We start from the raw sequence: 10543 nt of genomic DNA on the forward strand, positions 1-10543 counted from the left end.
AAACGCGGTTCGGGAGGGTGAGCGGGCCCCGGCCGGGCGTTCAGCCGTAACCGACTTCGGCCAGGTCGAGCAGGCGGCACATGTCGTGGAAGCCGTGCACGCACGCGGCGAGGACGGCGTCGTGGCGCCCGGAGGTCCGGGCGAACAGCAGCAGGAAGTAGGGGTCGAGCAGGTCGGGGTCGTAGGTGTTCGCCTCCACGACCACACCGCTCACCGGGTCCTCGAACCGGCAGTGCTCGCCGTGCACCTCGATCAGCCACGTGACACCGGCGGCCTCGACCTCGCCCGGGTACTCGTCGCCGCTGTCGTGAGCGGGGAGGACGTCGGCGCGGAGGGCCGCGACGAGCGCGCCGGCGCACTGCCGGAAATCCGCGATCAACACCTCCAGCGCCGGCCGCAGCTCCTTCGCTTCCGCCGCGCCGACCAGTCGCATCACCACGAGCACCGGCCCGCCGGACACCGATCCCGGCGAGGCGAAGACCCACAGGTCCTCAGGCAGCGACGCCCGCAGTTCCCGCGCGGACGCCGAGGCGGCGTCCAGGTCCGAGGCGACACCGACCGGGAGCATCAACGACCGCCCGCGCTCCACCCGCCGGGCGATCTCGTCCGGCGTGAGCACATCCCGCGGTGGAACGTCCACGAAGAGGAGCGTAGGCCAGGGTCGACTGGTCGCGGTCGGAGCACGCACAGGGCGGCTATCCCTGGGTCGACGTGCCCGCAGCGATCCCTCTCGGCCGGCCGACCCGGTCGCGCCCGTCGCCTGACACCGCGTCGACAGCACGACACCGGCGCGGACCGTGGTGCACAATCCGCCCGTGCCGGACGAGAACCTGGTGGGCCACTGGTCGGACCGCGACCTGTACCCGCACGACCCGGAGTACTCCGAGGTCGTGTTCCGCGCCGACGGCACGGGCTGGACGTACTGGTGCAGCTGGAGCACGGAGTTCACCGTCGAGCGCTTCCGTTGGCGCGTGACCGCACCCGGCGTGCTGGAGGTCGAACCGGCCGTGCGGCTGTCCGGCACGTGGTCGGTGGTCGACGGCGGGACGCGGCACGCGGTGGAGGACCGGGAACCGCTCGGCACGACCTCGTTCCGGACCTACCGGATCACCGACGACCCGCTCGTGCTGGAGCTGGACCGCCCGATCGACACGGCCCTCGGCGGAACCCGCTTCGCGCTGCTGTCCCGCGAAGCCGTCGACCCCGCGCCCGCGCACGGCTGAGGTTCAGGGTTGGAACAGCGCGGACAGCCTGGGCAGGTGCTCGCGGAACGCGTCGTCGTCCGACCAGTGCCACCCCGGTCCCGCCGGTTCACCGGGGCGGGACAGGCCGGCGAGTGCCCGGTCGACCGCCTCGTGGAACGAGTCGGTCTCGCCGCGCACCCGTCGGTAGGCCTCTTCGACGCACGTGCCGATCGACTGGAAACCCAGCCAACCGCCGCCTTCCTCGTCGGCCATCGCGCGGACCACGGGCAGCTCGGCGAGCGTGTCCGGGTCGTCGACGGCCCGGGTGAACACGTCGCGGCCTTGGAGGATGAGCCCGTCGCGGAAGTCCATGAACCCGTCGTCACCGCAGCCGCCCTCGATCAAGTACGCCGCGTGCCACAAGGGGTGGCGGTACGCGGAGTCCGTGACCTGGACGAAGGTGATCTCCCAGTCGACGATGTCGTCCGCGCCGAGCTTCGCGAGCTCGTCGGTCAACGCGTCGGGCAGCGGGTCGTCGGCGTCGTCGCGGTCCCCGGCGCGGTCGCCCACCGCGACGCGGGCACGTTCGACCACGGCCCACCAGTCGTCGATCTCCACCGGCGCATCGTATAGGTGAACGACACTTGTGCTCCGCGGTTGCCGCGTGCTCATCCAGTCGCGGCGCCGCGTTCCTCGGCGTACCCGGCGCAGGAGCACCAGTCGCCGTCACAGGGCCGGCCGACCTCGCTGCCGTACGGCTCGAGCCCGCGCACCGACGCGAGCGCCTCGGCGCGCTGCTCGTCGGTCAGCCCCGGCCCGTCGGCGCTGCCGAGGTCCCAACCCGGCGCCCTGGACGGGACGTCCTCCACATCGCCGACCACCGCGCCGTCGACGAACAGCGTGTACAGCGGGTGGTGGGGGAAGTCGTTGAGCCTCAGCACCCACCAGGTGCCGTCCACCCGGGCGGCGAACGCGAACGCGCGGGCGCCCGTGCGCCGCCACCTGACCGGACGTGCCAGAACGTGCACCGGTTCGGACATGGGTGCCAGCATGTGGCGCGCAACCGCTGCGCCGCAAGCTCATTCGTTGCCCCACCCGCACCGTGATCGATCCGCTAGGTTGGCGACGGTCGACCCCGGTGCGGTTCGCCACGGAACCGCCGGCAACGCGCGGAAGGACGGGCGATGGACGCGGCGCAGGCGATCTCCCTGGTGTCGGAGCGGATCCGGTCCGCAGGGGCGGACTACCCCACCGAAGGACTGGAAGCCGAGCAGTTCTGGGGCGGCTGGTGCGTCTTCGCGCCGGTGATGGTCGCCGATCCCGACCCGGCGGACGACTCGCCCGAGCCGGCGGAGCGGTCGGTGTTCCTGGTCGGCGCCCGCGGACAGGTCGAAGAGGTGTCCGCGAGCGGACCGGCGGAGGACGCGCGCTCGCGGTTCGAGGAGGCGTGCCTCTGGTTCGGCGCGGGCCAGCCACCCGGGGAAGGCGGCTACACCGGGCAGAGCAGCCCGGACTTCAGCCGGTTCGTCCGGCCACGCCCACCACGTCCCGCCGTCGCCTACGACCACCAGGCCGTCGACGCCTTCGCCCAGGCGCTGCTGCACGAGCACGACTTCCCCGGGTGGCTGACCGACCGCCTGCGCGAGCTGGGACACCTGCTGGGCGGGGCGGGCTACCTGGTCGCCCGGCGCCCGGACTCCTCGCAGGCCCGGCGGCTGGTGGAGTTCCTGGACCCGGACTACGACGGTCGTGCGCCGTCGCCCCCGGCCGCGGTGTGGCGCACCTGGCCGCCGGTCGACCCGACGGGCCTGCCCGACGCCGACACCGAGGGGTGGCTGCTCGTCCCGGGCGAGGCCATGTGCGACATCCTCGAGGACCTCGCCGCCGAGACGGACGCCGCAGCCCGCCTGTTCGACACCATCGCCGACCGCGTCCGCCAAGCGTCCCCGTGGCGCTCCTGCGGTGTCGCCGACGTGTTCCCGCAGCTCGTCGCGGTGCGCCGGGCCGAACTGGGAGAGGCCGACCTGGCCGCCCTGCGCCGACTCGCGGTCGAGGACGACGCCGAGGACTTCCTGGACGCCATGCTGGCCACCTCGTCCTCCACCGACGGGGACGCGCAGGCCTTGCTGCGCCTCGCGCTCGACGCCGAGCGGCGCGGCTCGGAGGTCATCGACCTCGACGCGGCGGCCACGGCGGCGTACCGGCGCGTGCTCAGCCGCCTCGGCATGGCCTTCGAGAACGACTGGTTCGACGCGCTGTTCGCCGGGGAGGACCCGGAGGACTCCCCGTTGCGCGAGGAGGATCGCCCCGAGGTGACCGGCGACGTCCGCGGCGGCGGCTCGGCGGTCGCGGACGCGCGGGCCGCGATCGCGCTGGTGGTCGAGTCGATCAGGTCCCGCCGCCTGGACTACCCGACCGAGGGGCTGGTGGCGGATCGCTTCGAGGCCGGGTGGAGCGTGTACGCGCCGGTCGAGGTGGACGAGAGCGACCCGATGGCGTTCCTGGACATGCCGGTGGGCCGGTCGGTGTTCCTGGTGGGCGACTCGGGGCGGGTCAAGGAGACGTCGAGCTCGGTCCCGCCGAGGCAGGCGGAGGACGAGTTCATCGCCGAGGAGCGCGCCGCGAACGGCATGATCGACATCGAGTGGGCGGCCATGCAGTTGAAGGAGGAAGGCGTCATCCAGAGCTTCACGATCGTCGACACCCCGCCCGAGGAGGCGATCGCCGAGCGGGCGTCGAGGTTGATCGAGCCGATCGTCCAGCAGCTGGCCCTGCTCGGCCCGCCCGGGTGGCGGCGGTTCGGCGCGGTGTTCGCGGTCACCGCGTCCGCCGAGAGGGGCCGGGTGCGGTTCCGGACCGAGCGGTCCGACGACGCGGTCGCGGTGCCGGAGGCGATCATGGCGTTGGTGCGGGAGCAGCGCGAGGTCGCGGCGCGGATGCCGGCGGGGCCGTGGTGGCGACTGCTGCTGACCGTCACGCACCTCGGCGAGACGACCGTGGAGTACGACTACGGCGACCAGCCGTTCCCGACCGAAGACCTGTTCGCGCCCGAGCACTACCGCGACGACCTGGCCGCCTACCCGCGCGATCGGGTGCCCGCCTGGCTCGCCGACCACCTCGCCGCCGACGACGGCCCGGGTGAGGGTTTCGAGGCCGAGATCGAGTCGAGGCGGTTGCACGCCGACGCCCGGTCCGTCAGCTACGGCGACCGCTCGATCGCGCTCGACCGGGTCGAGTGGGTCCGCTACCTCAGCGCCCCCGCCACGACGAAGCGCTTCCTGGGCCTCGGTTCGCGGCAGACCCTCTGGTACTTCTCGCTCGGCGCGTACCCGGCGACGTTCGCGAACAAGATCGACCTGGAGTTCACCACCGAGGGCAAGGACGCCGCCCCGCCCGAGGCGTGGTCGTTCCTGGTGGACCTGGCGCGGCGCCACCTCGAACCGCGGCTGGTCGCCCGACTGGCCGACCGGGTCCGCCAGGGCGAGACCGTCGACCTCGGCGGCTTGCGGGTGCGCCGGGAAGGCGTCGACGTGCAAGGGGGAACCCTGCCGTGGAGCGCGATCACCGACGTGCGGATCGCCGACAACCGGGTCTCGATCCACCGGGCGGGCGCGGCGGAACCCGCCGCCTGGGTGCCGTTGGGGAACGTGAACGCGGTGCTCGTCCCCGGCGTGGTCGCCGCCTTCACCTCACGGCCGTAGGCCCGCGGCCCAGACCGTGCGCTCGGTGCGCAGCGCGAGGTCGTCACGGCGCAGCAGGCCGTGCGGGCTGCCGGTGTCGAGCAGCCGGTCGAGCGCGGCGAGGTCGTCCGCCGCGAGCTCCTCGGCGACGGCGCCCCGCAGGCGCCGCAGCACACCCAGGGCGTAGCGGCCGATCGCCGGGTCGCGGGCTCCCTCGATGTCGACGGCGACGGCGAGCTCGTCCGCGACGGTGAAACCGGCGGCGGTCAGCAGGGCTCCCCAGTCGGCGCCGCGGTGGGGCACGTGCTCGGTGTGCAGGCGGTCGGCCGCGGCGTGGAGGCGGTCCTCCAGGCCGGGCCGCTCGGCGGGGGCGTGCTCGGGCAGGAAGCGGGGGAGTCCGGCCAACTCGACGACCGCGACCAGGCCGTCGGGTGCGAGCAGGTCGCGGACGGCGCGCAGCGCGTGGTCGGGGTCGGCCAGGTGGTGCAGGGACGCCGACGCCCACACGAGGTCGGGTGTGCCCAGGTCGGGCCAGGTGGTGTCGTCGAGGTCGGCCGACACCACGCGCACCTGCCCGTCGACACCGCGGGCGCACGCCTTCTCCCGCAGCCGTCGCAGGTGTTCGGGTGAGGCGTCGACGGCGATGACGTGCGCCTCGGGGAAGCGGTCCAGGAGCGCGAAGGTGCCCGCTCCCGTGCCGGCGGCCAGGTCGACGATCCGGCGCGGGTCGCTCCGCACCGGCAGCCATCGGGTGATGGCGGCGATGTGCTCGGCGAGGACTTCCGCGTCCAGGTCGAGGATCTCCGCCTGCCCGCCGTCGCCGCTCTGGTGGTGGTGGCCGTGTTCGTGGTGGGTGTGCGGTGGTGGCATACCGCCACGCTAAGCCCGTGCTGCGCTATCGGCACGTCGTCTTGCGGGAAACGCAAGACGAACGCTGCTCGTGCTGCCGGGCGCGCAAGGCGGTGGCTACGAGCCCGCTTGCGCGTCACCGTTCCCGGCTCGACCGTCGGTCTCGCGATGGCCGCGCCGGGCGTCGCGGTCGAAGATGAACATGATGTCGCAGGGGCCGCCCTCGGCGCCGATCGCGTGCGGCATCATCGTCGGGAACTCGGCGGCCTGGTTGGTCTCGACGCGGAAGCGGCGGTGACCCAGCACCAAGGTCGCGGTGCCGGACAGCACGACGAGCCATTCCCGGCCCGGGTGGGCGCGCATCCTTGCGGGGTTGTCGGGCGGCGGCTCGGTCAGCCGCCTGCGCATGACGCTCATGGCCGGGTCGCCCTTCACCGGCCAGCTCAGGTTGTGCGAGCCGTGGGTCATCGGGCTGATGACGACGTCGTCGGCGGCGTTCTCGACGAGCTGGTCGAGGGTCGTGTCCAGCGCTCGGGCCAGGGTGACGAGCTGGTCCAGCGCCAAGCGGCGTCGACCGCTCTCGATGCGGCTCAACGAGGACTGGCTGAGGTGGGCGCGGGCGGCCAGCTCCTCGAGGGACAGGCCCTGCGCGACCCGCAGGGCGCGGATGCGCTTGCGCACGAGGCCGTCCAACCCGCCGTCATCTTGCGTCATGGACAACATGCTATGCCTCTGCCGCAAACCGCGGTCAACGTTAAAGGCCGGAGGGGGAATCAGTCGGTGCCGGGGCCCACCGCTGCGGTCTTCGGCGATCGCATCGGTGTCCGGGCTGATCGGCAACGTCCACCCGCTCGCCGAGACGATCACCCCCCGGGTGATCGCCAAGCCTTCATCCGCTACTCCGGGTGGGCCGGTCGGTACGCGGCCCGGAAGCCCAGGGCGCGCCACGCGTCGACGTGACGGGCGAGACGTGGCCCGTGGTCACCCCACTCGGTGACCTGCCTCGTCCACGCCTTCTCCGCGGCACCCGCGAGTCGCGGCAGCAGCAGGAACGCCAGGTCGTCGAAGGACTCGACGGTCTCGCACCAGATCGCCGCCTCGACGCCGGCGACCCGCGCTCCCGCCGCCGCGACCTCCGGCAGGACGGACGGGTGCCAGTCGAACGCCCGCGCCGGGCTCCGGGCCTCGTAGTCGGGGTGCCCGGCGTGGTGCCGCCGCCGCTCCGACTCCTCGTCACCGGCGGGGTCCGCGTAAGGGCGGTCGAGGTAGAGCATCGTGTTGGACGACACCAGCACCGGAACGCCCGCCGCCGCCGCGGCCGGCAGGTCACCCGGCGCGAGCGCGAACATCCGGGCCGCCTCCTCGATCAGGGTGTGCAGCGCGACCGGCGCCCGTGCCTTGAGCCGTTCGGTGTCGAAGGGGTTGTCCGGCCCGATCCAGTACTGGAGCACGTCGTGTTCTCCCAGGCACCCCGCACGTGCCGCCTCCTGCCAGGCCACGACCCTCTTGCCCGCTGACCGGAGCTGCGCGTGCGCCTCTCGGACGAACCGCCGGTACGCCTGCACCGGCATGCCGAACGGCTCGTCGGCGCCCAGGTGCACGAACGGCCCCGGCGCGAGGCGGATGACCTCCTCGAGCACGTCACGGGTGAAGGCGACGGCCTCGGGCACTTCGGGATCGAGGTAGCGCACGTGCTCGTGCGCCGGTTCGGCGTCGCCGCCCAGTTCCGGGTAGGCGGCGAACGCGGCGGCCACGTGGCCGGGCACGTCGAACTCGGGGATCACGGTGACGTACCGCTCCGCCGCGTACGCGATGATCGCGTCGAGTTCTTCCCGCGAGTAGAACGGCTCCCCGGCGCCGGTGAGCCGCGGCCGTCGGGCGACCTCGGCCCGCCACGCCTGGGTGTCGGTGAGGTGCAGGTGCAGGACGTCCAGCTTGTACCAGGAGATGAGGTCGATGACGCGGCGGACCTCGGCCGGTGTGGAGTAGTGGCGTGCGACGTCCAGGGACAGGCCGCGCCACGCGTAGGCGGGGCCGTCCTCGATCACGACCGAGGGCACTGACGCCGGTTGCGCGCCGATGAGCTGGAGCAAGGTGGTGAGCCCTCGGAACGCGGCCTCGTCGCTCGCGGCCTCGACGAGCACGCCGTCGGGGCCGGCCGTCAGCCGGTACCGCTCGTCGGCTGCCGCCGGGCGGGGGTCGACCCCGTCCGGCGGGCGCACGTCTGCCAGCCCGAGTGCGGCCGGGTCGTCCACGACGACCGTGACGTGACCGGAGGCGGCCACCCGGACGTCGAGGTCGTGCAGTCGACGTGCCCAGGTCGTGAACCACTCGGTCACGCCCGGCGCCAACCCCGGCGGCACGGCCATCACGACCGTTCCGGACGTCCCGAGCGGCACCCGTCCCGGCGGGGTGGCGGTGATCCGTGCCGGGAGCGGCACGAGGGGGAGGGTCGTCATGAGGTCTCCTCGGCTTGGCGTCGGCCCAGCGCGATCCGCCGGGCCCGCTGGGCGGTGGGGTCGGCGACGGGCGCGGACAGCAGCAGTCGCTGTGTGTACGGGTGCCGGGGCTCCGCGGTGACCTGACCGGCCTCCCCGGACTCGACGATGCGACCCCGGTGGATCACGTTCACCCGGTGGCTCATGTACCGCACCACGGACAGGTCGTGGGAGATGAACAGGTAGGCGACCCCGGTCTGCTCCTGGATCTCCAGCAGGAGGTCCAGCACCGTGCGCTGCGTGGTGAGGTCCAGCGCGGACACCGGCTCGTCGCACACGATCAGCTCCGGGCCGATCGCGAGCGCCCGAGCGATCGCGATCCGCTGCCGCTGCCCACCGGAGAACTCCCTCGGCAGCCGTCGGGCGGCGTCCACCGGAAGCGCGACGCGGTCCAGCAGGTCGAGGACCCGGTGGCGGGCGTCGTGGCCCGTCATCCCCTGCGCGTGCAGCGGCTCGGCGAGCGTCTCCCCGATCGGGATGGACGGGTTCAGCGAGGCGTAGGGGTCCTGGAACACCACCTGGAGGTGGCGGCTGAGCCGGCGGCGCTGCCGGGCGGGCGCGTCCTCGACGCGCTCGCCCCGGAACTCGACGGTTCCGCCGGCCACGGGGACGAGGCCGAGGACGGCTCGTCCGATCGTCGTCTTGCCCGATCCCGACTCACCGACCAGACCGACGGTCTCACCGGGCCGGATGTCGAGCGAGACGCCGTGCAGGACGTCGACGCGCGCCGCGCGCCATCCCTTGCCGGGGAACGACACGCGCAGGTCGCGGACGTCGAGGATCCGCGCGGTCGCCGGATCGGACGACGCGTTGCCGCTCATGCCGGCACCTCCGTGGTTCGCGGCGCGACCCAGGCGGATCGCGCGGGGACGTCGTCGAGCACGGCCTCGACCAAGCTGCGCGTGTACGGGTCACGCGGTTGCCCGAGCACCTGACCGGTGGGGCCCGTCTCGACGATCCGACCGGCTTCCATCACGGCCACGCGGTCGCAGAGGTCGGCGACGACGCCGAGGTTGTGCGTCACCAGCAGGACACCCAGGCCCCGCTCGGCCTGCAGGCGGCGCAGGAGGTCGAGCACCTCGGCCTGGACCGTCACGTCCAGCGCCGTGGTCGGCTCGTCGGCGATGAGCAGGCGCGGGTCGCAGCTCATCGCGCCGGCGATCAGCACGCGCTGGGCCATGCCACCGGAGATCTCGTGCGGGAAGAGGCCGAAGACGCGCCGGGGATCGGTGATGTCCACCTGGCGCAGCAGGTCCAGCGCCCGGTCCGTCGCGTCCTTGCGGGACAGCCCCGAGCGCACCCGGATCGGTTCCACGAGTTGGCTGCCGACGGTGAAGGCCGGGTCGAGGTTGCTCATCGGCTCCTGCGGCACGTAGGCGACGACCCCTCCGCGCAGAGCGCGGTACTCCTTCTCGGGGAGGCCGACCACTTCTGTGCCGGCGACCAGGATGCTGCCCCGCGTGACCCGACCGCCCTCGGGCAGGATGTCCAGGACCGAGAACGCCGTCTGCGACTTGCCGGAGCCGGACTGGCCGACCAGGCCGACGACCTCGCCCTCGGCGACGTCGAGGTCGACCCCGCGCACCACCTCGACGGCGGCCGGGCCGTGGCCGTACGACACGGCCAGGTCGCGGACGGACAGCAGTGACGCCCGCTCCCCGGAACCGTCCGCGGTGGTCGGTTCCGCGACTCGGGCGGCCCGCCGCGCCCGCGGCCCGGGCGCCGAAGCGCCCCGGTCCTCCAGCACGTCGCGGAGCGCGCTCGCCAGCAGCACGAGGGCTGCGCTGGTGAGGCCGAGCGCGAGCCCCGGCCACAGCATCAGCAAGGGGTCGCGCTGCACGTTCTGGAACGCCTCGTTGAGCATCGCGCCCCAGGTCGGGGTGTCACCGCTGCCGATGCCGAGGAACTCCAGGCCTGCCTGCAAGCCGATCGCGATGCCGGCGACCAGGGCGACCTGGATGATGATCGGCGCGCGGACCACGATCAGCACGTGCCGCGAGATGATCCGGCGGTCGCGCAGGCCGGACACGCGTGCGGCGTCGACGTAGAGCTCGCGGCGGATGGTGGCCACGATGCCGCGCACGAGCCGGAAGAAGCTCGGGGCCACGAGCACGCCGAGCACGACCATGAGGACCGGCACGGTCGGGCCGAGGATGGCTCTCGACGCGAGCAGCACGATCATGGCCGGCAGCGCCATCACGAAGTTGCTCGCCCCGTTCGCCAGCGAGTCGAACCACTTGCCGTAGTAGCCCGCGACCAGACCGCCGGGCACGCCGAGGGCGAGCGCGACCACGAGCGCGATGAGCGCGCCGCCGAGGCTGTTGCGGCCACC

The 10543-nt window shown here is 73.3% G+C and carries 10 protein-coding genes; 2 read left to right on the forward strand and 8 right to left on the reverse strand.

Annotated features, from left to right (window positions below; all coding sequences use genetic code 11):
- Positions 1-40 precede the first annotated feature (40 nt).
- Positions 41-640 carry a hypothetical protein gene (locus tag EDD40_RS40850; RefSeq protein ID WP_148089072.1) on the reverse strand — a complete coding sequence of 200 codons (600 nt, stop codon included), beginning with the start codon at positions 638-640 and terminating at the stop codon, positions 41-43.
- Between the two features lie 175 nt (positions 641-815).
- On the opposite strand from EDD40_RS40850, the gene EDD40_RS40860 reads away from it, so the two are divergent.
- Positions 816-1223 (forward strand): hypothetical protein, encoded by a 408-nt coding sequence (locus EDD40_RS40860; protein ID WP_123747621.1) that lies wholly within the window; start codon positions 816-818, stop codon positions 1221-1223.
- Positions 1224-1226: 3 nt separating this feature from the next.
- Here the strand turns inward: EDD40_RS40860 and EDD40_RS40865 are convergent, their stop codons facing one another.
- Together EDD40_RS40865 and EDD40_RS40870 are read right to left on the reverse strand one after the other, a co-directional pair.
- Positions 1227-1802 (reverse strand): DUF4240 domain-containing protein, encoded by a 576-nt coding sequence (locus tag EDD40_RS40865; RefSeq protein WP_123747622.1) that lies wholly within the window; start codon positions 1800-1802, stop codon positions 1227-1229.
- 50 nt (positions 1803-1852) lie between these two features.
- Positions 1853-2224, reverse strand: coding sequence for a hypothetical protein (locus tag EDD40_RS40870; RefSeq protein ID WP_211348379.1), 372 nt, complete (start codon positions 2222-2224; stop codon positions 1853-1855).
- Between the two features lie 144 nt (positions 2225-2368).
- Here EDD40_RS40870 and EDD40_RS42985 point away from each other — a divergent pair, with 144 nt between their 5' ends.
- A complete protein-coding gene (locus EDD40_RS42985) occupies positions 2369-4885 on the forward strand; it encodes a hypothetical protein (RefSeq protein ID WP_211348381.1) in 2517 nt (838 codons plus the stop codon).
- Here EDD40_RS42985 and EDD40_RS40880 read toward each other — a convergent pair.
- From EDD40_RS40880 to EDD40_RS40900, 5 genes are all read right to left on the reverse strand, one after another.
- Positions 4874-5734 (reverse strand): class I SAM-dependent methyltransferase, encoded by an 861-nt coding sequence (locus EDD40_RS40880; protein ID WP_123747623.1) that lies wholly within the window; start codon positions 5732-5734, stop codon positions 4874-4876. The genes EDD40_RS42985 and EDD40_RS40880 overlap by 12 nt on opposite strands.
- Before the next feature lie 96 nt (positions 5735-5830).
- Complete coding sequence (locus EDD40_RS40885; RefSeq protein ID WP_123747624.1) at positions 5831-6427, reverse strand: helix-turn-helix domain-containing protein; 597 nt, start codon at positions 6425-6427, stop codon at positions 5831-5833.
- Between the two features lie 182 nt (positions 6428-6609).
- Positions 6610-8172 (reverse strand): family 20 glycosylhydrolase, encoded by a 1563-nt coding sequence (locus EDD40_RS40890; protein WP_123747625.1) that lies wholly within the window; start codon positions 8170-8172, stop codon positions 6610-6612.
- Entirely contained in the window at positions 8169-9032 is an 864-nt protein-coding gene (locus EDD40_RS40895) for an ATP-binding cassette domain-containing protein (protein WP_123747626.1), read from the reverse strand. The genes EDD40_RS40890 and EDD40_RS40895 overlap by 4 nt, the downstream gene beginning before the upstream one ends.
- A partial coding sequence (locus EDD40_RS40900) for a dipeptide/oligopeptide/nickel ABC transporter permease/ATP-binding protein (RefSeq protein ID WP_123747627.1) occupies positions 9029-10543 on the reverse strand: 1515 nt, incomplete at its 5' end. The genes EDD40_RS40895 and EDD40_RS40900, both read right to left, overlap by 4 nt.

Origin of the sequence: Saccharothrix texasensis (assembly GCF_003752005.1) — a bacterium.
Lineage (GTDB): Bacteria > Actinomycetota > Actinomycetes > Mycobacteriales > Pseudonocardiaceae > Actinosynnema > Actinosynnema texasense.